Source organism: Desulfosporosinus meridiei DSM 13257, from assembly GCF_000231385.2.
Lineage (GTDB): Bacteria > Bacillota > Desulfitobacteriia > Desulfitobacteriales > Desulfitobacteriaceae > Desulfosporosinus > Desulfosporosinus meridiei.
In genome coordinates this window covers 3,339,313-3,364,116 of the sequence record NC_018515.1, presented here as the reverse complement: position 1 = coordinate 3,364,116, position 24,804 = coordinate 3,339,313, and the positions used below count along the sequence as shown (strand labels likewise).

At 39.8% G+C, this 24,804-nt stretch carries 24 protein-coding genes; 16 read left to right on the top strand and 8 right to left on the bottom strand.

The window, feature by feature from the left end; all coding sequences use genetic code 11:
• Window positions 1-7: 7 nt before the first annotated feature.
• Window positions 8-691 (bottom strand): NAD(P)H-dependent oxidoreductase, encoded by a 684-nt coding sequence (locus tag DESMER_RS15470; RefSeq protein ID WP_014904004.1) that lies wholly within the window; start codon window positions 689-691, stop codon window positions 8-10.
• Window positions 688-1,248 (bottom strand): flavodoxin family protein, encoded by a 561-nt coding sequence (locus DESMER_RS15465; RefSeq protein WP_014904003.1) that lies wholly within the window; start codon window positions 1,246-1,248, stop codon window positions 688-690. Before DESMER_RS15465 ends, DESMER_RS15470 begins: the two co-directional genes overlap by 4 nt.
• Window positions 1,249-1,376: 128 nt before the next feature.
• On the opposite strand from DESMER_RS15465, the gene DESMER_RS15460 reads away from it, so the two are divergent.
• Window positions 1,377-1,985: a TetR/AcrR family transcriptional regulator gene (locus DESMER_RS15460; protein WP_014904002.1), complete on the top strand. Its 609-nt coding sequence runs from the start codon at window positions 1,377-1,379 to the stop codon at window positions 1,983-1,985.
• A 32-nt stretch (window positions 1,986-2,017) separates the two neighbouring features.
• Here DESMER_RS15460 and DESMER_RS15455 read toward each other — a convergent pair whose 3' ends face one another.
• On the bottom strand, window positions 2,018-2,338 hold the full coding sequence (locus tag DESMER_RS15455) for an MGMT family protein (RefSeq protein ID WP_014904001.1): 321 nt from the start codon (window positions 2,336-2,338) through the stop codon (window positions 2,018-2,020).
• Window positions 2,339-2,597: 259 nt separating this feature from the next.
• Here DESMER_RS15455 and DESMER_RS15450 point away from each other — a divergent pair, with 259 nt between their 5' ends.
• From DESMER_RS15450 to DESMER_RS15435, 4 genes are all read left to right on the top strand, one after another.
• The gene (locus tag DESMER_RS15450) at window positions 2,598-2,921 is read left to right on the top strand and encodes a GNAT family N-acetyltransferase (RefSeq protein WP_014904000.1); all 324 of its coding nucleotides are present in this window, start codon (window positions 2,598-2,600) and stop codon (window positions 2,919-2,921) included.
• Between the two features lie 236 nt (window positions 2,922-3,157).
• Window positions 3,158-3,823: a Crp/Fnr family transcriptional regulator gene (locus tag DESMER_RS15445; RefSeq protein ID WP_014903999.1), complete on the top strand. Its 666-nt coding sequence runs from the start codon at window positions 3,158-3,160 to the stop codon at window positions 3,821-3,823.
• Window positions 3,824-3,936: 113 nt separating this feature from the next.
• On the top strand, window positions 3,937-5,901 hold the full coding sequence (cooS, locus tag DESMER_RS15440) for an anaerobic carbon-monoxide dehydrogenase catalytic subunit (RefSeq protein WP_014903998.1): 1,965 nt from the start codon (window positions 3,937-3,939) through the stop codon (window positions 5,899-5,901).
• 130 nt (window positions 5,902-6,031) lie between these two features.
• Window positions 6,032-6,820 (top strand): ATP-binding protein, encoded by a 789-nt coding sequence (locus DESMER_RS15435; protein ID WP_014903997.1) that lies wholly within the window; start codon window positions 6,032-6,034, stop codon window positions 6,818-6,820.
• A 143-nt stretch (window positions 6,821-6,963) separates the two neighbouring features.
• Here DESMER_RS15435 and DESMER_RS15430 read toward each other — a convergent pair whose 3' ends face one another.
• Entirely contained in the window at window positions 6,964-8,325 is a 1,362-nt protein-coding gene (locus DESMER_RS15430; protein ID WP_014903996.1) for a radical SAM/SPASM domain-containing protein, read from the bottom strand.
• A 388-nt stretch (window positions 8,326-8,713) separates the two neighbouring features.
• Between DESMER_RS15430 and DESMER_RS15425 the strand changes: the two genes are divergently transcribed.
• Entirely contained in the window at window positions 8,714-9,268 is a 555-nt protein-coding gene (locus DESMER_RS15425) for a class I SAM-dependent methyltransferase (protein WP_014903995.1), read from the top strand.
• 111 nt (window positions 9,269-9,379) lie between these two features.
• A complete protein-coding gene (locus DESMER_RS15420; RefSeq protein WP_014903994.1) occupies window positions 9,380-9,907 on the top strand; it encodes a YehS family protein in 528 nt (175 codons plus the stop codon).
• Between the two features lie 38 nt (window positions 9,908-9,945).
• On the opposite strand, the gene DESMER_RS15415 is transcribed toward DESMER_RS15420, so the two are convergent.
• Window positions 9,946-10,977 carry an XdhC family protein gene (locus tag DESMER_RS15415; RefSeq protein WP_014903993.1) on the bottom strand — a complete coding sequence of 344 codons (1,032 nt, stop codon included), beginning with the start codon at window positions 10,975-10,977 and terminating at the stop codon, window positions 9,946-9,948.
• A 543-nt stretch (window positions 10,978-11,520) separates the two neighbouring features.
• Between DESMER_RS15415 and DESMER_RS15410 the strand changes: the two genes are divergently transcribed.
• Window positions 11,521-12,669, top strand: coding sequence for a GGDEF domain-containing protein (locus DESMER_RS15410; RefSeq protein ID WP_014903992.1), 1,149 nt, complete (start codon window positions 11,521-11,523; stop codon window positions 12,667-12,669).
• A 525-nt stretch (window positions 12,670-13,194) separates the two neighbouring features.
• Here DESMER_RS15410 and DESMER_RS15405 read toward each other — a convergent pair.
• Window positions 13,195-14,154, bottom strand: coding sequence for a DMT family transporter (locus DESMER_RS15405; protein WP_242830991.1), 960 nt, complete (start codon window positions 14,152-14,154; stop codon window positions 13,195-13,197).
• A gap of 234 nt (window positions 14,155-14,388) precedes the next feature.
• Here DESMER_RS15405 and DESMER_RS15400 point away from each other — a divergent pair, with 234 nt between their 5' ends.
• From DESMER_RS15400 to DESMER_RS15385, 4 genes are all read left to right on the top strand, one after another.
• The gene (locus tag DESMER_RS15400; RefSeq protein ID WP_014903990.1) at window positions 14,389-15,213 is read left to right on the top strand and encodes an RMD1 family protein; all 825 of its coding nucleotides are present in this window, start codon (window positions 14,389-14,391) and stop codon (window positions 15,211-15,213) included.
• A gap of 16 nt (window positions 15,214-15,229) precedes the next feature.
• Entirely contained in the window at window positions 15,230-16,042 is an 813-nt protein-coding gene (locus tag DESMER_RS15395; RefSeq protein WP_014903989.1) for an RMD1 family protein, read from the top strand.
• Window positions 16,043-16,198: 156 nt separating this feature from the next.
• Entirely contained in the window at window positions 16,199-17,671 is a 1,473-nt protein-coding gene (locus tag DESMER_RS15390) for a DUF438 domain-containing protein (protein ID WP_014903988.1), read from the top strand.
• A 231-nt stretch (window positions 17,672-17,902) separates the two neighbouring features.
• Window positions 17,903-19,024: a glycosyl hydrolase family 18 protein gene (locus tag DESMER_RS15385; protein ID WP_014903987.1), complete on the top strand. Its 1,122-nt coding sequence runs from the start codon at window positions 17,903-17,905 to the stop codon at window positions 19,022-19,024.
• 96 nt (window positions 19,025-19,120) lie between these two features.
• Here the strand turns inward: DESMER_RS15385 and DESMER_RS15380 are convergent, their stop codons facing one another.
• Window positions 19,121-19,393, bottom strand: coding sequence for a hypothetical protein (locus tag DESMER_RS15380; protein ID WP_014903986.1), 273 nt, complete (start codon window positions 19,391-19,393; stop codon window positions 19,121-19,123).
• Window positions 19,394-19,613: 220 nt separating this feature from the next.
• Here DESMER_RS15380 and DESMER_RS15375 point away from each other — a divergent pair, with 220 nt between their 5' ends.
• Window positions 19,614-20,783, top strand: coding sequence for an AI-2E family transporter (locus tag DESMER_RS15375; protein WP_014903985.1), 1,170 nt, complete (start codon window positions 19,614-19,616; stop codon window positions 20,781-20,783).
• Between the two features lie 25 nt (window positions 20,784-20,808).
• Here the strand turns inward: DESMER_RS15375 and DESMER_RS15370 are convergent, their stop codons facing one another.
• Complete coding sequence (locus DESMER_RS15370) at window positions 20,809-22,050, bottom strand: PucR family transcriptional regulator (RefSeq protein ID WP_014903984.1); 1,242 nt, start codon at window positions 22,048-22,050, stop codon at window positions 20,809-20,811.
• 230 nt (window positions 22,051-22,280) lie between these two features.
• Between DESMER_RS15370 and DESMER_RS15365 the strand changes: the two genes are divergently transcribed.
• From DESMER_RS15365 to DESMER_RS15355, 3 genes are read left to right on the top strand one after another with little or no spacing between them, the layout of a single operon-like run.
• Complete coding sequence (locus DESMER_RS15365) at window positions 22,281-23,090, top strand: methyltetrahydrofolate cobalamin methyltransferase (protein WP_014903983.1); 810 nt, start codon at window positions 22,281-22,283, stop codon at window positions 23,088-23,090.
• A gap of 19 nt (window positions 23,091-23,109) precedes the next feature.
• Window positions 23,110-23,742 (top strand): corrinoid protein, encoded by a 633-nt coding sequence (locus DESMER_RS15360; protein WP_014903982.1) that lies wholly within the window; start codon window positions 23,110-23,112, stop codon window positions 23,740-23,742.
• Window positions 23,743-23,796: 54 nt separating this feature from the next.
• Entirely contained in the window at window positions 23,797-24,774 is a 978-nt protein-coding gene (locus DESMER_RS15355; RefSeq protein WP_014903981.1) for a uroporphyrinogen decarboxylase family protein, read from the top strand.
• Window positions 24,775-24,804 lie beyond the last annotated feature (30 nt).

The window sequence follows — 24,804 nt, the reverse complement described above, 5'->3', positions numbered from 1 at the left end:
GTCGTTATTAATTTAGCCGATACGGTTTCTTATAAAGATCCTTTTTCTTCAGGCCGTTTTTTCGGGCCATTGTAATCCAGCCTCTGCCACCCATGAAATAGTAAATGCGTCTTAATAAAGGATAATTAACTCCAATATAAATCGAATCCATCGGTGTTGAATTCTCAGCTTGAATATCTGCTGCTATGGAGGTAAAAGCAGAGTTGAGTTTTTGGCTGGCTTTTTTCATAAAGGGTGCATCTTTGGCCGCAACCATCATGGAACCTCCGCCGATGAGAACGCCGAACCGGAACTCGGCGCTCAGGTGTTGACTAAAACTCTTGATAACTCTGACAGCCTCTAGGTTTATTTCTGGTTCGGGAAACCCACAATTAACCATAGCATATACTTTGACCGTTTTTTTAACGTCCCCGCTGGCCGTGTAATAATTATGGTAATCAATTAAAAATCGTGTTAACATGCCTGGCAAGGAAAAATAGTAAAGAGGAAATGAAATGATTATGGCATCGGCTTTGGCAAGAGTTTCAAAATCTTCTGTAAGGTTATGACTTGAAAAGCTTTTCCTGACATCAATAAATGTTTTACTAAATAGCTCAGAATTTATTTGGCTTCCCAACATTTCTAAGAATTGCTTAGAGACGGATTGTTCATTTATCTTAGGGCTGGCGCTGACTAAAACAACATTTTTCACAGTAGTCCACCTACCCTTCCAAGTTCCAGTTTATTTAAGGCCTCAATGGTCTTCTCCTTTGGTTCTTGATAGATCAGGACTTCAATACTTCTCCGATGTTTTTTGGTGATATCGATGAAAAGTTGTTTATCCTCATCTGAAATATCATCTCCATAACCGATGATAATCTGACTGGGGTAGGTATCATACCGGGGGGGATGCATTGTAGAGCCATCAGGTCGCTTTTCGAAAAATGGCAGCATATTGGGCAAGCCTCTATCTATGACATTTTTGATAGTTGAGCTGAACTGTCCAAAGATGATCGGACTGAGATAAATAACTGCGTCGCTGTTCATAACCCTGCGGTTGATCAGGGCCATCCCGTCGTTGATAATACATTCCCCTGGCTTTTTGATCCAGCAGCCAAAGCAACCCCTACAAAAGGTTAGATCTTTCTCCCTTAGTTCCGTCATCTCTATCTCATATCCCTTTTGTTTCAGGAACTTGCCTATCAAATCTTTCAGATCTTGATAGGTTTTGGTCAGATACTCCTGATCTGAAATCAACAAGGCTATCATTCAATTCACTCCTTATCGAATTATGTTTACGGTGTCAACATAATAATAGCACGGAATGTTTGCGGTGTAAACATTTTATAAACTTGTGGTATAATATATTTATGCTTGTTGAGAGGAAGTATGGTCGAGTGTCAAACGAAAATTACCATCATGAAAATTTAAAGGCAGATTTGATTAGAAACGGCTTGAAGCTGTTAGATGAAGAAGGATACGAAAACTTTTCCTTGCGCAAAGTGGCAAAAGCCTGCAGTGTAAGCCACACGGCACCCTATAGGCATTTTGATAGTAAAGACGATCTTATCCTGGCAATTGCTATCGAAGCCCATCTTAAATTCAACCAGCGTCTAGAGGAAGCTGTAAATAAACATCCGAAGGACAATAAGAGCCAGCTTAAAGAAATGGGTTATGCCTATGTTAAGTTCTTTGTGGAAAATCCGGAATACTTACGGCTGTTTTTCCTAAGCGACTTTGCAAATAATCTTAAAAAGATGAATCACGAAACCTTGCTGAATGGGGAGCAACCTTTCAATACTTTTTATCAAGCCATTGAACGCTGCCAAGCGGAGATTCAAAGTGGGGAAGGTGAAAGTGTTGACCCAAATGCCATGGCCTTGTCCTGTTGGGGTTTGGTACATGGAATGGCCATTTTAATCGCCAAAAAGGATTTTTCTTATGACGGTGATTATCTGGAACTGGTTCGAAAGGTACTTTGGGGTGGAACATTTCTAGATTTATAGGATGATTGCTTTGCTCTTTAATGGTAAGCTAATTAGCACTTTAGTTTGTAAAGTTCAATGTCCCACAAATACTTTTTCAAATCCACGCACCCGTTTTCCTTTAAGTGGATACCCTCATTGGACAGGAGTTGTTGTTGATCTGTCCATCCGGGAGCTAAACGACCTTGGTGGTTTACAACTCGATGGCAGGGGATGCTAAGGAAATCAGGAACATGATGCAGGGCCTGCCCAACTAATCTCGAGCGCAGTGGGTAACCCGATAACAGGGCAATCATTCCGTAGGTGGCAACCTGGCCGGAGGGGATATCCTTGACAATCTCATAAACTTTATCGGAGAATTCTTTTCTGTTCATTCGTTCACCTAAGCCAATCTTTCGATTATCGGTGTTTTGTTATATTTGATTATTCGGCTGTATTTGACTAGCATTGATAGTCAATTTAATTGCTCAAGCTTTTTCACCTTAAAGTATACTTTATTTCGAGTTCATTATAAATTAGCATTACTAGATAGGACCCTACTCGAAGGGGCTTTATTTTATTGCTTTCTTTGGTTAAGATAGTATTTAAAGAGATGAAAACCATCAACTAAGTTGTAAAAATAGGAGGAACGACATGAATTGGAACTATGAAAAGGGACGGATTTATAGCACTGATGAAAATGGGGAATTGCTCTGTGAGACCACTTATATTGTTAAAGAAAATGGTGAGGTGAATATAGATCATACCTATGTGAATCCAGTTTTAAGAGGTCAGGGGGTTGCTGGGCAGATGATGGAAGTAGTGGCTGAGTATTTTAGGAAAGAAGAATTTAAAGCTACAGCGACCTGTTCCTATGCCAATATTTGGCTAAGAAGACATCAGAAGCAGTATCCGGATATCCTTTCTGAGGATACCTATGATCAAGCCGCAGCCTGCAGGATTGATGGAAAACATTAGGGAAGAAGTTCTTTAAAATGTAGTTTTGTTCTTTATGATATCAATTTATTGATAAGAAAAATGAACAAGTCTGTTTTCCGCTGGCTGATGTGCACATCAACTAGCGGATATTTACTATGTCTGTTCAATGCTGGGAATGTACATCAGGACTTGGGTTGGTGAAGCCTATATCCTGTGTGATATACTGATTGCATGTACTACTTGGGTAATTAAACATGCTAGGAGTTCTGTCAATCATGGATTTAAATGAACTGAGGGAAATTCCGCTTTTAAGAGCTTTAAGCGATGACCAATTAGAAATTCTTCAAGGCAATGCTCAGGAAAGAGATTTTAAGAAGAATAAACGCATTTTTGAACCAGACAGCAAAGATAATTTCATCATGATCGTGCTGGAAGGTAAAGTCCGTATTTACCTGGCCTATCCGGATGGAAAAGAGTTCACCATCTCTTTTTTGGAACAAGGTGATATTTATAGCAGTCATTCAAAGACCTTCGCTGAAGCGAGAGAAGCTACCAAGATTTTGGCAATAAATGCTCAGGCTTTTCATCTTTTTATGCTTAATAACCCTACCATACTCATCAGTATGGTTAAGGCTTTAGGAGATAGCTTAGGGAATACACTTCGGATTATTGAAAATCTGGCCTTCCTTGATATCGATAAACGACTTGCTCGCTTTTTACTGGATGCGGCCAAGGAAAAGGGAGTTGTTGGACATGAGGGTACGTTTATTAATCTGGGTTTATCGGTAGAGGACCTTGCCTTGGCCGTTGGGAGTTCGCGGCAGACTGCTTCCATGCTCTTGAACCGCTGGGAAAGGGATGGAGTTATCAGACGAAACCGCAAGACCGTGTTCTTACTGGATATGCTTAAGTTACAAGAATTGGGAGGAAGAACAGATTAAATTAATATTGTCGAAAGAGTATGAAAACCGTCAGATATTTGATGGTTTTTTTATTTGTGATGACCTAAGATATTGTCAGAGAAGAGAAACTTTTTCGACAAGGAGAGGATAAGATGTCAAGACAAGTATTAATTACTGATCTTACAATCGATACTGGGGTACAGGAATTATTAGGGAAAGCAGAACAGGAAAATATTGAAACAGCTTTTCAAAGGGCGAAGGAGCAAGAACCTCATTGTAAATTTGGCCTAACAGGTGTTTGCTGCCGCCGTTGTCTGCAAGGGCCCTGTCGTGTGACCTTTAATGGGAATAAAGGTGTGAAACGAGGAGTTTGCGGGGCTACAGCAGACCAGATTGTAGCGCGTAATTTACTGTCCCTGATTGTAGAAGGCACCACTCCCCACGTAGAACATGCCCGAGAGATTCTCCATACTCTTTTGGAAACCGCCGAAGGGAAAGCTCCTTATGAAATTAAGGGTAAAGAAAAACTTATTAGTATTGCTAAGAAGCTAGGATTAACAGTCGATGGGGTAGAGATAGATAAATTAGCTCAAGAGGTTGCTTTAATTGCTTTACAAGATTTCCAGCAACAATCCGGCGTTTCAAACTGGCTGCGTCTTCGAGCCCAAGACAAATCTATTGAAACCTGGAAAAAACTGAATATCCTGCCCTCCAACGCTCACCTGGAAATAGCCAATGCCATCAATAAAACAGCTATGGGCTGTGAGAGCGATCCCGTTAGTCTTTTGCTGGGGATTATGAAAATGGGATTAGTTGAAGGCTATGATGGACTGCATCTTTCTACGGATCTCCAAGATATTTTGTTTGGTACTCCACGGCTTGTGAAAACCCAATACAGAATGGGCGTTATAAAAGAAGATTATGTCAATATTGCCGTTCACGGTCATATTCCCATGGTCTCTGAAAAAGTTCTGGAGTGGAGCCGAAAATTAAATAATGAGGCCAAAGCCTTAGGGGCTAAAGGAATTAACATTGTAGGGATTTGTTGCAGTGCCAATGAACTTTTAATGCGTCAAGGAGTTTCCGTAGCCACAAACTATGCCAGTCAGGAATTAGCGATTATTACCGGTGCTCTAGAAGCCATGGTGGTAGATGCTCAATGTATCATGCCTGGTCTGGCTCAAGTAGCAGATTGCTATCACACAGAACTAATTTCCACCTTGCCAAATATTAAGATCGAAGGAGCAAGCCATATAGATTGGACCCCGGAGGAGGCGGATAAAATGGGAGAGGAGATTGTCCGCCGTGCTCTGGCCCACTATCCGGAGAGAGACCAAGCTAAAGTTCAGATTCCAGGGGGTACAGTAGAAGCCTATGCAGGTTTTTCTGTTGAGCAGATTGTTGAGCTTTTGGCTGCGTTAAATAGGGAAGACCCCCTACTCCCACTGATCGAAGCCATTGCCAAAGGCGACATCTTAGGTGTGGTTGCTATTGTAGGATGCACAAATCCTAAAGTGAAACAAGACTGGGCTAATACGGAAGTGGCCAAAGAACTAATGAAGAATAATGTATTAATCGTTGCTACCGGATGTTCAGCTCACTCCTTAGGGAAAAATGGCTTATTGTCACCTGCTGGCTTAGAGTATTGCGGAGCAAAACTAGCCAATGTGCTGACAGCTATTGGGCAAGCAAACGGTTTACCGGCCTTGCCTCCTGCTCTGCACATGGGAAGTTGTGTGGATAATTCCAGGATTGATGATTTGCTGGTTGCCCTTGCTGATAGATTGGGCGTGGCTGTGAGAGAATTACCCGTGGCAGGCTCCAGTCCTGAAAATCATAGTCCTAAAGCCTTATCCATTGGTACCTTCTTTATTGCTCAGGGAGTGGATGTTCACATCGGGGTTAATGCCCCTATCACCGGTTCACCGCTGGTGGAGCAAGCTCTCACCGCAAATAAAGGCGAGTTCCCTGTGACTACCGATGAGCTTTTCGGGGGAAAACTAATTTACGAAGCAGATCCCATTCAGGCCGCCCAAACAATGATTGCTCGTATTATTCAGAAACGTAAGGCTTTAGGACTTGTCTGTCCGGAAACCACAGAAAGTGCCGCAGAATAAGGAACACCCACTCCATAAAGAGGGAGTTTCAGAGTTGATGAACTCATTAACAATTGACAAAACAGACTAACGGGGCTCTCCCTTCTCACATTTAGTAGTGGGAGCCTACTATTCATAACGGGGTGAGTATATGCGAGAAAAAAGCCTTAAGATTGCCATTTCCGGTAAAGGTGGAGTGGGTAAAACGACGTTGTCGTCACTACTATGCTATCTATACGCTCGAGATGGGCAGAGAGTTCTGGCGGTAGATGCTGACCCGGATGCCAATTTGGGAACGGCTTTAGGCTTTCCTCCAGAAATGTTGGCAAAGCTAACCCCTATTTCTGAAGAGCGAAAACTTATCAAAGAACGTACCGGAGCAGAACCGGGAACGATTGGAGCGATTTACAGCCTTAATCCCCAGGTGGAGGACATTCCGGATACCTATGTTGCAAAATATCGGGGAATTAAACTTTTGCGGATGGGGTCAATTACCCAAGGAGGAACCGGCTGTGCCTGCCCGGAAAATACTCTCTTAAAGAGTCTCTTGGATCATATTGTCCTGGAAAGAAATGAAATTGCGATTTTAGATATGGAAGCAGGACTTGAGCATTTTGGACGGGGGACAGCCAGGGGTGTGGATGCCTTTATTGTTGTGGTGGAACCAGGACGACGCAGTATTGAGACGGCTCAGGCAGTAGTAAAACTTGCCAATGACCTAGGAGTTCAAAATGTTTACGCCGTCGTTAACAAAGTGCATCAAGGGCAATTGGCTGAGCTTGAACAAGAGATTAACTTTCTGCCGATTTTAGGGCATTTTCCCTATGATCCAGTTGTTGTAGAAGCTGACTTTCGTGGCAAAAACCTCTTTGATCTAAGCGAAAGCTTTGTTCAGGAAGCTGAAAAGATAAAAGAGAAAATTGATTCTTTGCTTAGGTAGAACACCAACTTTAAAAGAATAGGCCTCCTTCTGTAGACTTTAAACAGCTGCAGGAGGAGGCTTATTTAGTGGAATTTAAGACGAAATCGTCAATGGTTTTAAATTCGAATTTGAGGGTTGGCCTAATAGTAGGGTTAACTGGATCAGTCCTCTGCTTTCTTAGAAGTCTGAGCTTGCTCCCAAATCTTATCGGCAACTTCTCCCCAAGCGGATGAAACATCCTGAAGTTTTTTCGTCAATTCCTCTACACTTTCCAAGTCCAGAACTTGAGTGGAATGAGCTCCGGATTTATTGACCATCATTCTTAATTTATCCGGATTGTCCATAAGAGGACAAGGGCGCAAATGGTTCTGATTAAAGGGCTGATTTTTACGATATTGGGCAAATAGGGGGGATTTTAAGGCCTCTAATATACTGTTGACACGGATGTTGGTATCAGAATAATGAATGAAAGCGCAAGGTTCGATATCTCCATGGGCATTAATATGAAAATAGTTACGTCCGCCTGCAATACACCCTTCAACATATTCTCCGTCATTCCAAAAATCCAAGGCAAATATAGGTTTAGTATTTCTGATTTCTCGAATCCTATGATACATATACTCTCGTTGCTCCGGCAGGGCAATTAAATCCAGAGCAGCATTTTTTCCCACGGGAACATAGGTGAAGTACCATGCAAAAAGACAGCCTTTTTCAATCATCAGGTCTACAAATTCATCAGAAGCTACCGTATCCGTGTTTTGGCGATGGTAGCAGGAGGAATAACCAAACCCTGCACCTGCCTCTTTCAATAAATCCATGGACTTAATAACTTTGTCATAGGTTCCAATCCCTCGGCGCTGATCCGTGGCTTCTCCGATCCCTTCAATACTGAAAGCCAGTACAAAATTACCAACTCGGACTAATTCCTGAGCAAAATCCTCATCTACCAAGGTACCATTAGTAAAGGCTAAAAAAGCACAGTCTTGATGTTTTTCCGCTAAGGCAATCAAATCATTTTTTCTGATTAAGGGTTCTCCGCCAGAGTAGAGATACATAAAGATGCCTAGCTTTTTCCCTTGCTCAATGATATTGTCTAGTTCATCAAAGGATAATGAATGATGCTGATCATATTCACTGGCCCAACATCCTATGCATTTTAGATTACATGACGAGGTTGGATCCATCAAAATTGTCCAAGGAATATTACAATCATGTAATTTAGCAGTTTTCAGTGCCTTTTCTCGTCCAAGCAAAGTTGCTTTGATAAAAAAGTTTGTCAGGAACTTATTGCGAACATTAGGAGTAAGCTGGGTAAATACAGCGTCAAATAGCTTATTAAAACTACTGGCAGAATCCACTGCATAGGTTTGTAAATATCTTATGGCCGTTTTAAAATCTTCATCACGAGCAATTCTACTAAATAAATTTAGAATCATATTCATATCTTTTAGTCTATTTTTCTCGGCATAACCTAAAGCTCTCTTAAAAGCAAAGGTGTAAATAAACTCCTTGATTCTTCTCATATCTACTCTCCTTCATCAACGGTTCGAAATTAAGTGAAATGCCATCTCGGCTGGAATAGGAACTAATATGAGAATACATAATATGCAATTATCCTGAAGGAGTGAATTGGCTTTTGATGAACTCCAGTCCCGTAACTTATCCATTGCTTGGTGTGAGGGAAGAAAAAAATAGTTCTCTTGACATGTGAGGGTTTAGAGTCCTTTCGTCAGACTCATTTAGCTCCTAAGCTTTAAAGCTGACAATGACTTTTCGGGCTTGGCTTTAATTTCTTCAACACCCCTTGCTTCAAGAGGAATATTGAAGTGGCTTATTAACCGGACGGTTGGTTAGTAATTAATAGGGACTTTTCCGAGATTAGAAGCTTAAATATGAGAGGAGATCTTATGTATGAGTAACAGTGTTTGCCCATGGTGGTTAGGTTATTTTTTACTTAATCCTGTAAGGAGTATTATTCATAGCCCTGAAAAAGTACTAAAGAGTCATGTCAATAAAGGGATGTCGGTTCTAGACATAGGATGTGGAATGGGTTACTTCAGTTTGCCTATGGCAAAACTAGTTGGCGATAAAGGGCGTGTTCTAGCAATTGATCTTCAAGAAAAAATGTTAACGGCTCTGAACAGAAGAGCTATGAAGGCAAGTTTGACAAACAATATAGAAACAAGGCTTTGTTTAAGTAAATCACTGAACATTGATGATCTTACTGGTACAATAGATTTTGCCTTAGCTTTTGCTATGGTTCATGAGGTTCCCGATAAAGATAGGCTTTTGCTGGAAATACATAAAGCGTTAAAACCGGGCGGCAAGCTTCTAATTGCTGAACCTAAAGGACATGTTAAGGAAAAAGATTTTAATGATTGTCTAAATTTAACCCGTAGTATAGGCTTTAATCTTACTGAGAAGCCTGAAGTTGGTAAGAGCTTCTCCGCTTTGCTTAAAAAGTAGGTGCTCTTTTCCAAGCACCCGTTCCACTAAAGTGGGTACCTTCATGGGATAGGTGTTGTTTTTGTCTCATGCTATAATGAAGGTTGGAAAAAACTTAGGAGGATTTTAGCAATGGACAATAATGATATCTTAATTAGATTAAGATATGCTCTAAATTTTAGGGACAAGGAAATGGTAGAGATATTTAAGCTTGGTGGAGTGGAACTGGATGAAGAAACAGTGAGAAAGCTGCTCATAAAATCAAAAGATGTTTATCGTTACTATAACGAAGTTGACGAACCTAACGACATAGAAGATGAGGAAGAAAACATAAAATGCAGAAACAGTACGCTAGAGTCATTCTTGAATGGTTTTATTATCTATAAAAGAGGAAAGCAAGAGCCTAAACCAGATCAAAGGTCACGGCCGGGGCTGAAAAATAATGACAATCCTAATAACATGTTGCTTAAGAAATTGAAAATTGCCCTATCACTTACCAGTGAAGACATGATCGACATCTTAAAAGAAACCGGAGTCATCGTAACCAAAGGAGAATTAGGCGCACTCTTACGAAAGGAAGGTCATAAGAATTACAAAGAGTGTGGGGATAAATACGCCAGAAATTTCCTAAAAGGATTAGCTAAAAAATACAGGGGATAGCACCCTTTAGATTTTTTTGAGAGAAAAGGTTCAGATCCTTATTGTGGGGAAGAGAGAGATCGTTTAACAGAAATGATCTCTGCCAGAATACTTATGGCAATTTCGGATGGGGTTTGAGCATTTATATCTAAACCGATCGGCGCCTTTAAACTTGCCAGAGCTTGAGAAGAATACCCTCTCTCTCGCAAGAAGTTTACAATGGCGGCGATCTTTTTTGTACTGCCCAGCATACCAACATATTTAGTCGGAAAGTTGAGAACCTCCTTGAGGCATTCCCCATCCGTAGGATGACTTCTCGTAGCAATGACAACATACGTATCCCTGTTCGGTTCATACTTCTTGATCCCGTCAGCAAAATCACTGCAGATAACTGAATGGGCACAGGAGAACAACTCCGGCAGGGCAAATGTCGGACGATCGTCAATAACCGACACTTGGAAATCCAGTGCCTTGGCATAAAAAGCAACTTCTCTGGCCATGTGGCCAGCCCCTAAGATTAATAAGCGCTCTGTTTTTTTGACTGGATCCACGAACCAGCGATACTCTTCACTGTTTCCAATCACTTCAGCTGATTTGCCGGAGATGATTTCTTGCCTTTTTATTGCTGAGAGCACAAACTCGTTTTGAGGTTGCCCCAAGAGAAGATTGCCATTTGTATCAAAGATACTCCTGGAATAAGGCGGAACCAGAGAAGTCACCAACACTGAATCTTTTCCCCTTTTCAGAAGATCCTGAAGGAATTGCCAGAAATTCTTATCTTGGATGGGCTCTAATAAAACATCGATAGTAGCCCCACAAACTGAAAACTTATCAGTGTGGGACTCCGGATTTATGGCTTGGTGAAAAATTTCAGCGTAAATTTCTTCGTTGGATGTTAAGAGTGCTAAGGCTCTGTTGGTGATAAGCTTTTCCGCAGTTCCTCCTCCAATAGTACCAATTGTTTGGCTGGTGTCCATAACCAACATTTGCGTACCTAAATCACGTGGTGTAGAGCCCTCAGTACGAATAATAGTGGCCAGTATAGCTTTTGCTTGCGCCTTTACAACAGCATTTATAATCGTTTCCTCCATGGAGCACCCCCTTATTCGTTGTTTAGCTCTGCTTTATTGTATTTGGCTAACAATCGGATTTTTGTAATATTCTAATTAAATAGAAGTTACTTACATGCTATAAACTTTTGCTGTTTCCGATATCAAACGGCGATGAATATAGCATCTATATTTAAAGGGAAATGAAAACTTCGAGACTCATCGATTCTCTAATCATAATCGGATATTATTCTGCTAATTCATTAAGAAAGGATATATTCCAAGAGTTCTTTTACTTCAGTTGGAAGTAGCATTCCGGTTCCGTTGCATTCGGTATTTATTTATTTAATGGTGAGCGAACTTAAAAAAGTTATGGTTAATAATTTCAGATTTTGACATTGAACGAATCGTAACCACGAAAGATACGTAAAAGAAGGTGTTTAAAATTATTTAGCTTTAACCCTGTGTGGACTTATGGCTTGAAGGTCTATAGTACTTCACATATAATATAGCAGATAAGGACTTTTTAATAATACCCAATTAAGCCGATTTTTTACACCTGAGAGTGAGAGTGTGAGGTGTTTAATGGTAACATTAAAAACATTGGATTCCAGCATTATTTCATTTATCATTTTAGTATTGATATATATCAATGTATACAATCGTTCAGAAAAGGTATTTATGCACTATAGGCTATTCATTTACATGATACAGGCCAATATGGTTTTAATTATTGTCGACATCTTGGCTTGGGTTTTCAATGGACTACCGGGTACTCTGAACCTAATATCCAATACTGGATTTAATCTATTGCTCTATATTTTAGTGCCGGTAGCCCCCTCGCTGTGGGTGATATATTCCAATTTTCATATATTTAGGGATGAAAAGCGAATATTTAAGGCAACCCGTGTGTTGGTGGCTTTTATAGTTATCAACGCTATGATATCGGTAATGAGTCTTTTCACAGGCTGGTTTTTCATTGTTGATACAGGAAATATCTATCATCGAGGAGAGTATTTTTGGGTTCATGTTGTTTATTGTTATTTGTTGTTAGTCTATTCTTTTTTTTATGTCCTTATAAATCGGAGCTTGATTGAAAAACGTCATTATTATTCACTTCTGTTGTTTTTTATTCCTCAAACCATTGGAACTTCGATTCAGATGCTCTGTTATGGAGTAACATATAATTGGACAGGCATGATGTTGTCTCTTCTAATTATATATTTTAACATCCAAGATCGAGGATTAAATACTGATTATCTCACTGGAGTTTATAATCGAAGACAGCTGGATGGATATATCAATGGGAAAATTAGAAATAGTTCCGACGGAAAATCATTCTCCGCTATCTTGATTGATTTAAATGATTTCAAATCAATCAATGACAAGTTTGGTCATGAAACCGGAGATGAAGCATTAAAAGATACAGTTGGGATACTAAGAAAAAGTCTGCGTCTAAACGATTTTGTTGCAAGGTTTGGCGGAGACGAATTTGTTGTTATCATGGACATCAATAATAGGGAGTTGCTAAAGCAGGCAGTTAACAGAATAAGTAGTAATATTGAAGAGTTCAATGAGAGCAGCATAAAGCCTTATAAGCTAAGCTTTTCAATGGGATATGATATCTATGATTACAATTCTAAAATGAAATCTGATGATTTTTTTAATCACATTGATACCCTCATGTATAATAATAAAAAGCAAGAACTGTCAGTTGGTAGAGGTGAGCTTTGATGTCGGAGGAATTAGAGAGCCATCGAGTTTTGTGGTGAATGTGAAGAATTTCCCTGTAAAGAAATTAAAACCTTCCAAGCTCTCAAACCCCATAGACTTGATTTATGGCAATCACACCAAAGAATCAGAGATGTGGGGTATGAACAATGGGCTAGAGAAATGAGTGAGCATTATTCCTGTCCAAAATGTCACACACTAAACTCTGCTTATGATTTGGTTTGCAGAAAATGTGGAAATGACCCAAGTTGTGCTTATGTGGGAATGAACAAGGAGGCTATTGTAAGTCATATTTCCAAAGTCGAGTAATCTTCAAGCTAGACAGAAAACCAAGAACCTGCAAAGGGGTTAAACCCTTTTTCCGAGAGAAGGGCAGAGATAAATTAATTAAGCTAGGCTGGCTCAGAAGTAACCTCTGAACCTAGCCTAGCTTTAACATGTCCTAATTAGCTGAATAGATTTTGATTTTTTGGCACTATCGCTTTCTGCACGAAGGAGATTAAACCAAATGAATTAGAAGAGAATGCGCTACTGAGAAGGAAGTCTTCTCATGGTTAGCAATTCAAAATTGATAATGACTATGGCAAAAAGAGTTATTAAGCCACCGATAAGCTGGATGGGCAGAACGCTTTCCTTCAAAAAGAGGTAACCGCTGAGCACTCCAACAACAGGGATCAGATTTAAATAGATTGTGGTTAGAGCCACGTCCAAACGTTTTAGGGCATATATGTATAATAAATAGCCGACAACGGAGCAGAAAACTGCCAGAAACAAAAGATTACTTAAAGCGGTAAGAGAAAAGGGTTTCCATTCTTTATACTCTAAAAGTGACAAAGGAATAAAAAATAAGGTTCCAAAGATAGTTTGGTAAGTCGTCAAAAATAAACCGGAATATTTTCCTTGCAGGGACTTATTAACCAAAGTGAAAAATGCCCAGGATAGCATTGCACTAATCATTAATAGATTGCCAAGAAAATGGCTGGAATTCAGTTCAACGCTGCCATTGCCTGTAACAGCCAGGTAAGAGCCCCCGACAGCTATTATAACTCCCAGTAGTTTCAGAAACGATAATCTGCCTTTAAAAAACAGTACATCTAATACAATTGTAATAACTGGAACAACAGAGACAATCAGTGAAGCATTTGTTGCTGTAGAAAATTTGACTCCGATGTTCTCAAAGATGAAATAAAGGGTGATGCCAAAAATTCCGCCTAAAACCATTTTAGGCAGATCGGATTTATGTAGCTTCGCCTGGGGTTCAACCCTCCGAATGATAATCCAGAGCATCAAGGAAGCCATCGCAAAACGGATAAGTGCCATTGTTATGGGGGGGATTTCAACAACCGCTACTTTAATACTAACATAGGAAATTCCCCAAACTATTATTACCGCAAGCATCGCCAAATTGGCCGTAAATTGTCCTCTTGAAAGAAGAGGAGAAATTCTCCCGCTTCCCTGGAGTTCCTTGTTTAAAACGCTTTTCATCATATTACCTCTGTTCTAGTGGTCGCAACCATTGATTCTGCTATTAATTAGATACCCTTAGTTAGTTGGTGTGTTTTCGAGTACGTATAATACTACCATAATTGGTGCTTCATTGGTAGCAAAAAGGAGATTCTACATAGGGCCTAAATGTTCCGAGTAAAAAAAAGCTCTTACTGTATATACTACAAATATCAACTAATTGTCTCCTAATATCAAACAGAAAGCTAAGGGAATTCTATGAATGACTTGAACTTTAAAGCCTTTGCAGTAACCAATGAAATCGATCTAAACAAAATTGCCGTGGAATGTAATATTCGAAAAAAATATACCTGGGAGGAGCCTCTTCTGCTCCAAGACCAGGTGCTAAAAGGTATCCTGGGAGAGGAACCAGGTAAAGATGAAAAGATCTTAGTTTTTTCTTTTGGGAGTATTGTTTTTATTAACTCGACTCAACAGCATATCGAGATATTGATGGGCTATCTAAAAACAATAAAACCGGATGTAGATATAGGGCGTTATGATAGGTTTCAAGACGTCTATGTACTTCATCCGGTTGCGGGTGAAGAGATTGAGTTTACCGATCGCTTTGTTCAGATTCCCAATATGGAGTTGTTTTACCCGGAGTTGATTTCAATCGTGATTGCTAAATCTGTTGCCCTGGAAAAGATTGAAGAACAGTTGGGTAAAATTCTGGATGATCTGGAAAGTAAGATAGATAACCTGGAAAAGGGAAAACTTAATATTGGGCACAAAGAGCTGGCTAAGACAACTTCAAGGATTGTCAGACATGAATACAATACTATTGCCTATATTATGATTCTTGATAAGCCAGACATTACCTGGATTAACAGTGATGCTGCAGAGTTCTACGAAAAGATGGCAGAGTTTTTTGAGCTGAACGACCGGTACGAAGTGATCAAAAGTAAGACTGAGATATTGAAAAGCATCATTGACGGGTTTGGAACGATAAGCCATTCCATACGCGGATTGTTCGTGGAGTGGGTAATTGTGCTGTTGATTGTTATTGAAGTTGTACTTATGCTATTTGATTTAATAAGGTAAAGCAGACGGGTGTAATATGGAAAGAATAGTATTCAATACTTATAAAGTAGCAGTAAGGCTACCGCTCCTGCGGATAGCATCCTTTATTAATCTAGAGAAGGATGTGAGCTGGAAGGAATATATTAAACTTGATGAGGCAGAAGTAGAAAAAATCTTAAAATATGCTTCAGCCAACAAATCAGTCTACATATATAGATACGGCTGTATGACCTTTCTAAATTGTAATCAAGATGAGATCTCGATTGTTCTTGAGTATTTGAGAACCTTGTATGTTGATATTGATTATGAATTGTTACATAAGTTTAATGAAACCCATGAGATCCCTGGCTCCAGAGATAATTTCATAAACCTGTGGCCAGAAAGTGAGCTAAACTTTCATTATCAGTCCCTCGTGGATGATATAGTGGCGGGTGTCCTAGCAAAGTCCGTCGAGCTTTACAACATTGAAACCGAGCTTTCGGAGGTGCTGGATGCCGCGGGTCATTTCATAAGTCATCTAAATAAAGGTTATCTAAGGGCAAATACTAAAAAGGTGATTTCAACCCTTACCAAGAGTATCCGGTTTAAGTACAGGAGCATAGAAAGCGTAAGGCTTCTAGATCGACCTTCGGAATTTAATAAAACTATAGAAGCAAGGCAGATATTTGACAGGCTCAGTGAGTACTTCGAAGTTAATAAACGCTATGTTGTTCTAGCCAATCAAATCAATATTTTAGATTCCATAACGCGAGAATATTTTAGTTTTAGAACCCAACAATCAGAGAGGAGGCTGCTGCTCTTTGAGATATTGCTCCTTGCCAGCTTTCCGCTGCTGCATATCCTGTCGTGAGTGACGGATAACAAGAGTACTCACATAGTTTTGGTTCCTTTCGATAGAGGGTGGTTAAAGAGGGGATTGAGTAATTTTGAGATATTTGCAAATAATGCTATAGAAAAGACTGCATTCAGCTTTAACAACTTAATAGATCTGAAAGGGTGAACAACTATGACTCAACCAGTCCTAGACTTAACTCGGTCCTTATATGATCTAACCGAGGATTATCCCGAGTTGATCCCGATTCTTCATGAAATGGGCTTAGAGGGAGCGACGAACTCAATTCTTAGAAAAACTGTCGGGCGAAAATTACCCGTTGCAGAAGGTCTGAAACGTCACGGTATATCATTAGAAGAGGCAAAACGCAAGTTAGAAGCCAAGGGCTTCTGCGTGGTTAGTGAAGATGATCCGTCAAAAGATCGTAAGGAACGCAGGGAGCAGCTTAAAGAAATTATTCGAGATATTCATCGTCAAGAAGATCCAGCAGAATTACGAGAAAGATTTAAAGATTTGCTGAGGGATGTAGGGGCTACAGAAATAGCCCAATTGGAACAAGAATTAATCCAAGAGGGATTACACGAGACGGAGATCAAATCTTTGTGTGATGTCCATGCAGCGGTCTTCGAGGAAGGTTTAAATAACCAAGTTGTGGAAGAGGTAAAAGGCGGGCATCCCGTTCATACCTTTAAAAAGGAAAATAGAGAGATCGAAAAGATAGTCGCCGAACTTAGTAAGCTTTTTGAACTTTTAAGCCCAAGTGAAAAGACACCTGCAAAACATGATTTAGTTGAATGGCAGCAACTTCATGAACGATTATGCGAAATCGAGAAACACTATAGCCGCAAAGAAAATATCTTGTTCGCTTACCTTGAGAAACATGGTGTAAACGCTCCTCCAAAAGTAATGTGGGCAATTCATGATGATATTCGTGCCCTTCTAAAAGAAGTCAGTAAGTTTTTGCAGGATCACCAGCCAAACAATCAAGAGGTAAAGCAGATTATCGAAAGAACTGCTCGTCCGGCTTTAAAAATGATCACAGATATGATTTACAAAGAAGAAAATATTATGTTCCCCATGTGCCTAGACACGTTAACGGATGTTGAATGGGCAGAGATCGCGGAGCAAAGTGCGGAGATAGGGTATCTGGTTAATCCAGATGTTGGCTGGAAACCAGTTGAATCCCCAGAGGGAGCAGGCTCATTGAAACAACCCTACATAGGGGGCGGAGCGCTCGGCGGTTCTGAGGCAGAGATATCCTTTGAGACAGGGGTACTTACTCAGAAACAATTAAACCTTCTTCTGAATAACTTACCCGTGGACATTACCTTTGTGGATGAACAAGACAGAGTAAAGTATTTTACATTTGGCAAAGAACGTATTTTCCAACGCAGTAAGGCGATCATTGGGCGTCAAGTTCAAAACTGCCACCCGCCAGATAGTGTTCATATCGTGGAAGAAATTTTGGAAGATTTCCGAAGCGGTAAAAACGATAATGCTAAGTTCTGGCTGCATTTAGGAGATAAGTACGTTTATATCCAGTATTTCGCCCTGCGTGATGACCAGGGCAATTACGCCGGAACTATCGAGGTTTCCCAGGATATTCAGGGGATTCAAGAGATTCAGGGTGAAAAAAGAATTTTATAGTTAAGCTCTTACGAATGGAAAGTATAAGGTAGTAGATGCTTGTAAATGGATCCGCTTGATTGCACTGATGAATGTGTAAGTTACTTAGCTTTGGAAGTAGAGGCCGATTGATCATGGTTATAATAGACTTCTTAGGATAATAATCCATCGATATTAATTTATATTACATACAGCTGATTTAGAAGGGCAATATAATAGTCAGATAATTGAAGATGACGAAGGAGTCTAAATATGAAGCGAAATCTGGCTACTATTATTGCATCTATTACAATCTCAGCAATGGTGCTCAGCGGTTGTTCAGGTATTAAGAATTCCCCACAGTTGCTGTCTCCGCCTCAGACAGGTCACCAGACCGAGCTTCCGGAAGCAGAAGCTTCTCAGGAAAATGTTCTAAGCCCTGGCAAGCGTGTAGTCTTAGGGTTTTACACGGATGCAGGAAAAGAATCAAAGGAATCGCTGACAAGAAATATTAAAGACCTCGATGAAGTCGCATTTTTTTGGTACTCCTTTGATGGATCGGGAAAACTTAAGCGTGCCGGCAATGTTGATTTAAGCCTGAAGGAAACTGCCCAGAAGGGTGGAGCAAAAGCTTATGCCCTAGTCCACAATCTGGATGAAAAAGGGTTTGACTCACCATTGGCTCATCGGGTATTAGCAAATAATACAGTTCGTACAGATTTTATAAATAATCTTGTGACACTAACAACCGAAGAAAATTGGGATGGCATCGCCATTGACATTGAAAAAATCCCTGCTGAAGACCGCAACAATTACTCCGCTTTCATGAAAGAATTGAAGATTGCGTTAAAAGCCAAAAATAAAATCCTCAATGTTTCCATAGCTGCAAAATACCAAGATGATTTGAAAGATTTGTGGTCTGGTGCATTTGACTATGCTGAAATTGGTAAGGCTGCAGATCAAGTAGTCTTGATGACCTATGAAGAGCATGGGGTGGGTACAACTCAAGGGCCAATAGCATCTCTGGGTTGGGTAAATAGAGTAATTAATTTTGCAAAAGGGAAGATACCTGAAGAAAAAATAGTTATGGGTTTAGCAGTGTATGCCAGCAACTGGGTATCGGACAGTCCGACAAATCCGACCTATTTGACCTATGCAAAAGCCATTGAGTTGGCTAAGAAAAATAACGTTCAGATCCATTATGATGAAACTCAACAGGTTCCGCATTTTACATTTACAAAGGCTGGGATACGCTCTGAAATCTATTTAGAGAATACTCGCAGCCTATCCGCAAAACTAAATATTGCTAAGAAAAATCAACTGGGTGGTGTAGCCATTTGGAAATTAGGCATAGAAGACCCAACACTATGGTCCGATGTCTTGAAAGATTATTAGTTTTGGGATAAAAAGAGTGATTAAACAAGCGAAAAAGAATAAGAAGACACTAAAACACCCTTGGGAAGGTTTGAAATCCCAAGGGCGTTTTAGATATTACATGTTAACAGCCTTAGTTTGAGGCGAGATTCTGTCAGACCTGCTAATAATATAGTTTACAACTTTGACAACAGTAGCCGGTGAATAGGTTAGTTTAACAACACGAAATTCTCTGGATTTTTCACCATATAATACTCTTAGTATTTCTAATACTTTAGCTTTTGTATCAATGAATCCAGCCTCATCACTAGCACTACGTGAATTCGGTATGCCAAGTTGTTCGATTTCATGGGACAACTGTATAAGTTCTGTAAGGTAATGGAAATGCATAGGAGCCTCCTTAGAGTTGATTTATAAATACGCATGCTGTTATTATACGCAGATTGCATTTTTTTGTGTTTAATTAACCAATTGAAACCCACTTGATTCTAAGTGGAAAAGGTTATACCAAGGTAGTCATTGTCAATGATATATTGATGAGGTACATTAAGATAAGCTTATTATAAGAAAGCAAAAATAGCTTCTAAAAGAGATGGGTGTGGAGGTTACAATGAAAATCGACTGGAATCGGCAATACACTACGATTGCTATGTATAGCTTCATTGTCATTGCGTCAAGTATACTGTTCTTTCTTACAATGTCAGGACTGGAATACTTCAATCGAATATTGGCAGGTTATTATTCCGCGCTCTATCCCTTTATTTATGGGTTCATAATTGCTTATCTGGTGAATTTCCTTTTAAATTTCATCATAAAGCTTTTAGGGAAAATTCCGGCAATGAAAAGAATCAAAAAATCTCAGTTCCATATGCTTTCTCTTCTCCTAGCTTATCTGATTTCAGGATTTTTTGTCTATCTCTTCCTAGCCTTTATTTTTCCGCAGCTTATGGCTAGTGTCATAGGGCTTGTTCGCAACATCCCAGACTATGTGCGATCTGCGGCAGAATATATCGAAACTATTTCTGACGATATTCTTCTTCCGCCGGATGTCGTCGTTTTTATCAATAAGCGCTTGGATGAGCTGGCGATTTTTATTAGTGAGAACGCCCGGGATCTAGTTCCCATGGTGCTTTATTTCCTTCGAAGCACGGCCCTCTCCCTTTGGAACGTATTTCTCGGTATCATCATCTCAATTTATATGCTGGCAGAAAAAGAACGGTTTATCAGTGTGGCTAAAAAAGTCAATTATGGTGTTTTCAATGTTAAAACTGCAGATAAAATTATTGAGCTTTCGAAACGCACACAAAAAATCTTCAGTCGTTTCCTGGGTGGAAAAATCGTTGACTCTTTGATTATCGGATTGATAGCCTTTATCGTCCTGACCATCGTGGATATGCCCTATACGTTGCTGGTTTCATTTATTATCACAGTAACTAATATCATTCCTTTTTTTGGTCCATTTATCGGGGCTATTCCCTCGGTAATCATCATCTTCTTCGAGTCGCCGACTATGGCTTTTTGGTTCATGATTATTATTTTTATCCTGCAACAACTGGATGGCAATGTCATTGGACCTAAAATTCTTGGAGATTCTCTGGGAATCTCTTCATTCTGGATTCTCTTTGCGATTCTTTTAGGTGGCAAATTCTTCGGGTTTATCGGTCTGATCATTGGTGTGCCGCTCTTTGTCCTTATCTACTCTATTATTAAAGAGGTTATAGAAATGCGTTTACAAGCCAAAGGACTTCCAATCGCCACAAAGCATTATGGTAATGAATAGCGTGCCAAGAATCACAGAAATAGACCTAAGGCAAATCAATTTTAAAAAATTCTAAAATTTTATAGGAAAGATAAAGTTGAAATAATACATCACCATCATTCAAATCTACATCCAAAAGATCTTGGATTTTTGCAACCCTATGAAACATAGTGTTGCGATGGATTTTTAAACTATTGGCTGAGTCTTTGATGTTTTTGAAATTACAGAGATAAGTATAAAAGGTTAACACATAATCTGTTCCGTTTTCCCTATCATATTTAATCAATCTTAACAAAGAACGGTGAATCAACCTCTTCGCCTTTTCCCCATGGGAATAGTTGGTTATAAAATCAAAAATAATATAATCTTCATATTGGTAGAATTGTTGTTCACTATTTACGGTATTTCCTAATTTTATCGCTTCGAGTGACTCAAAGTGGTGAGCTTTAACCTCCGTAAATTTTGAAAATGGCCGACTGATGCCTGCCAGCAGATTATTAGTCTTAATAAATTCTTTTAAAGGTTTTAGTTCTATTTCTTTAAAATGCCTTTCATTGTCAAAACTGGCCAGTATTATTATGTTTTGCCTATAGACTACCGCTTTAGCATAAGATAATTTATGTTCAACTTCATCCCTTATATAAGGCAGGGTTGACCTTGATTTATCAAGATTTTGTATATCAACGCTTATAATGAACAGCTTGCTTTTGAACTTTAAGCCTAAAACTTTTATCCGTTCAAGAATTATTCCTTCGTCTTCGAACTTACTATCCAGTAAATCCTGCAAAAAGCTCTGATGAGTCAGTCCCTGTGAGACATCATTATATTTAGCTTTTTGCAATTCAATTGAAAATGCATCGCAAAGCAAGGCAACGACTTCCTTATCCCTTTCTTCAAAATCTCTGTTATGGGCGCATACCACCATATTAGCAAAATCCCTGTTGTTGATACGTATCTTTCCGATCAGCCTGGGGTATTTGCAGTAGGGATCTGACCAGTAAAAAGGAACTTCATTGCTCGCAATTTCGCTAAACAAACTACTTTTTACATAGTATGAGTAGGTCTGGAAAATAAAGTTATTGTTCATCTTAAGCTCGTTCCAGACAGGGTCATCAGTTACCGTTGTATTGCCGGTTGTAGCTAGTAGTTTTACACTGAAGTCGGTGATAGTAAAAGGGTTGCCCAGAGTTTTATACCCTAGATCAACCAGGGCTTGTAGGCCGGAATCGTTACTAAGGGTTTTGATTAAGCTCAAGGAAAGTTGAGAAAGAAGGGAATTTTGTTCCATAAAGACCTCCTTGTCCTAGATCAAGTGCAAAATATACAGTCCACACCTTAAATTTTGTCATATTGCCCAAAGGTAATAGTTCGAAAAGAGCGAATATTAATTCATATATACAACTATACAACTATCCGGAAAAGAAAGGGGATTAAGGTTACTAATATTTTAGCATGAAATATTGGATGAACGTAATTAATTAACGCAGACGATTATTTAAAAATGGGGGTGACTGAACTTTGATAATTATTGGTGAAAAGATCAACGGAGCAATTCCTTCTGTAGCAAAGGCAATTGCTGCAAAGGATGCAGACTTTATTCGAAATCTGGCTAAAGCTCAGTCAGATGCAGGATCCGCCTTCATAGATGTGTGTGCCTCGGTGGAGAACAGCATTGAACTTGAAACCATAAAGTGGCTGATTGACTTGGTACAGGAGGTTACAGATACTCCCATTGCCATTGACAGTCCTAATGTACGTATCTGTGCAGAGGCTATGAAATTCTGCAGAAAGCCAGGTCTTATAAACTCAGTCTCCATGGAAGGGGATAAAATTGAGGTTGTATTTCCGTTAATAGCTGATTCAAAATGGGAATGTGTTGCTCTCTTATGCGATGACACGGGTATTCCCCAAGATTCAGAAAAACGTCTGGAAGTTTTTGCAGGAATTATGAAAAAAGCTAAAGAATATAACATTGATCCCTCCCGCTTGCATATTGATCCTTTAGTTCAAATGCTTTGTACCTCGGAAGACGGAATCAATACGGTTGTTGAAGTTATCAAAGAAATTAAAAAACAGTATCCGAACATTCATGTCACAGGAGGAGCAAGCAACATTTCTTATAATCTCCCTGTAAGAAAGCTTGTAAACCAGGCATTCCTCGTTCTGGCCATCAACTCAGGAATGGACAGTGGGATTATTAACCCGTTAAACAGAGATATGATGGGTATGATCTATGCCACGGAAGCACTCTTAGGACAGGACGAATACTGCATGGAATATATCGGAGCATACAGGGAAGATAAATTTGGTCCCCAAAAATTAGCATAATTTCAAGGAGGAATTGAAAATGACAAAGATCGCTGAAGTAAAGGCTAAGGTAGAGGCTGGAAAGGCTAAACTTGTTCCGGCTTTAGTACAGGAAGCAATTGATGAAGGAAACGCAGCAGGAGATATTCTCCAGGCTATGATTGACTCTATGAGTGTGGTAGGTGACAAATTTTCGGCGGGAGAAGTATTTGTCCCTGAAATGCTAATGGCTGCTAAAGCTATGTCCAAGGGAGTTGATGTACTCAAACCTCTTCTCACAGGGACGAGCACATCTTCTTTAGGAACTTGTGTTATAGGTACAGTTCAAGGTGATCTTCACGATATCGGTAAAAACCTAGTTTCCATGATGATCGAAAGTGCTGGATTTAAAGTCCTGGATCTGGGTGTAGACGTTTCCGCAGAAAAGTTTTTGAATGCCGTTAAAGAGAATGAAGGTGTTACTATTGTAGCATTATCGGGGCTGCTTACAACAACACTGCCGGCAATGAAGGAGACCGTTCAATCCCTGAAATCTAGTGGGTTAGCAGGATTCAAGGTTATCGTTGGCGGTGCCCCTGTCAGCCAGGAGATGGCGGATGCAATCGGAGCAGATGGTTTCGCTCCGGATGCAGGGAGTGCTGCTGTAAAAGCCAAAGAACTGGTAAGTGCTTGAATTGACATATTGGCTTAGGTTATGCTTGAACTAATTTAAAGGAGGCCGAAAAGGATGTTAACGAAAAGGCAGAATTTATTGGAGACCATCAAAGGTGGAAATCCGGATCGATTTGTAAATCAGTACGAATTTATGGATATTATCCTGGAAGTCCCGGTACAACTGATGTGTCCACCAGGCTCAGAGTTCAAGAATAGTTGGGGGATTACTTTCAGATGGCCGGAAGGTCAGCTCGGTCAGTTTCCGGTGCATGATGATGAACACAAGGTCTTGAAGGATATCACTGAGTGGAGAAAATACGTTAAAGCTCCGGTCATTGATAATTCTGATGAAGCATGGGCAGCAGCTGTAGCCCATGCCAATTCAATTGATCGCAATGAACAATTTGTAACTGCTTTCGTTGCCCCGGGTGTTTTTGAAATGTGTCATCACCTGATGAGTATGGAAGATGCCTTAATGGCTCTCTACGAAGAACCTGAAGCAATGCATGAGCTTATCGATTATCTTACGGAAGCTGAGCTGAATTATGCGAAAATCCTGATCGATCGTCTCCATCCGGATGCGCTTTTCCATCATGACGACTGGGGCAGCCAAAAATCTTCCTTCATTTCACCGGCCATGTTTGAAGAGTTCTATTTGCCCGCTTATAAGAAAATCTATGCCTTTTACAAAGCCAATGGTGTCGAGTTGATCGTCCATCACAGCGATTCCTATGCAGCCAACTTGGTTCCCTATATGATCGAAATGGGAATTGATATCTGGCAGGGAGTTATGACAACTAACAACACCCCGGAATTAATCAAAAAATATGGGGGCCAAATCAGTTTTATGGGAGATATCGACAGCGGCGTTGTTGATTTTCCGGGGTGGACACCAGAAATCGTGGCCAAAGAAGTGGAGAGGGCCTGCAAAAACTGTGGGAAGTTATACTTCATTCCTAATTTAACTCAAGGTTTGAATTTTAGTTCCTTCCCTGGTGTATATGACTCTGCAAGCGAAGCGATTGACAAAATAAGTAAGGATATGTTCTAAAAAAACGAAAGACCTCCGAAGTACGTCTTC

Coding starts and splice junctions, on each gene's coding strand:
- DESMER_RS15465 (WP_014904003.1), bottom strand. CDS start 1,248: ATGATAGCCTTGTTGATTTCAGATCAGGAGTATCTGACCAAAACCTAT.
- DESMER_RS15380 (WP_014903986.1), bottom strand. CDS start 19,393: ATGCATTTCCATTACCTTACAGAACTTATACAGTTGTCCCATGAAATC.
- DESMER_RS15420 (WP_014903994.1), top strand. CDS start 9,380: ATGGACAATAATGATATCTTAATTAGATTAAGATATGCTCTAAATTTT.
- DESMER_RS15415 (WP_014903993.1), bottom strand. CDS start 10,977: ATGGAGGAAACGATTATAAATGCTGTTGTAAAGGCGCAAGCAAAAGCT.
- DESMER_RS15425 (WP_014903995.1), top strand. CDS start 8,714: ATGAGTAACAGTGTTTGCCCATGGTGGTTAGGTTATTTTTTACTTAAT.
- DESMER_RS15400 (WP_014903990.1), top strand. CDS start 14,389: ATGAATGACTTGAACTTTAAAGCCTTTGCAGTAACCAATGAAATCGAT.
- DESMER_RS15375 (WP_014903985.1), top strand. CDS start 19,614: ATGAAAATCGACTGGAATCGGCAATACACTACGATTGCTATGTATAGC.
- DESMER_RS15390 (WP_014903988.1), top strand. CDS start 16,199: ATGACTCAACCAGTCCTAGACTTAACTCGGTCCTTATATGATCTAACC.
- DESMER_RS15435 (WP_014903997.1), top strand. CDS start 6,032: ATGCGAGAAAAAAGCCTTAAGATTGCCATTTCCGGTAAAGGTGGAGTG.
- DESMER_RS15410 (WP_014903992.1), top strand. CDS start 11,521: ATGGTAACATTAAAAACATTGGATTCCAGCATTATTTCATTTATCATT.
- DESMER_RS15405 (WP_242830991.1), bottom strand. CDS start 14,154: ATGATGAAAAGCGTTTTAAACAAGGAACTCCAGGGAAGCGGGAGAATT.
- DESMER_RS15395 (WP_014903989.1), top strand. CDS start 15,230: ATGGAAAGAATAGTATTCAATACTTATAAAGTAGCAGTAAGGCTACCG.
- DESMER_RS15385 (WP_014903987.1), top strand. CDS start 17,903: ATGAAGCGAAATCTGGCTACTATTATTGCATCTATTACAATCTCAGCA.
- DESMER_RS15450 (WP_014904000.1), top strand. CDS start 2,598: ATGAATTGGAACTATGAAAAGGGACGGATTTATAGCACTGATGAAAAT.
- DESMER_RS15370 (WP_014903984.1), bottom strand. CDS start 22,050: ATGGAACAAAATTCCCTTCTTTCTCAACTTTCCTTGAGCTTAATCAAA.
- DESMER_RS15430 (WP_014903996.1), bottom strand. CDS start 8,325: ATGAGAAGAATCAAGGAGTTTATTTACACCTTTGCTTTTAAGAGAGCT.
- DESMER_RS15355 (WP_014903981.1), top strand. CDS start 23,797: ATGTTAACGAAAAGGCAGAATTTATTGGAGACCATCAAAGGTGGAAAT.
- DESMER_RS15360 (WP_014903982.1), top strand. CDS start 23,110: ATGACAAAGATCGCTGAAGTAAAGGCTAAGGTAGAGGCTGGAAAGGCT.
- DESMER_RS15445 (WP_014903999.1), top strand. CDS start 3,158: ATGGATTTAAATGAACTGAGGGAAATTCCGCTTTTAAGAGCTTTAAGC.
- DESMER_RS15455 (WP_014904001.1), bottom strand. CDS start 2,338: ATGAACAGAAAAGAATTCTCCGATAAAGTTTATGAGATTGTCAAGGAT.
- cooS (WP_014903998.1), top strand. CDS start 3,937: ATGTCAAGACAAGTATTAATTACTGATCTTACAATCGATACTGGGGTA.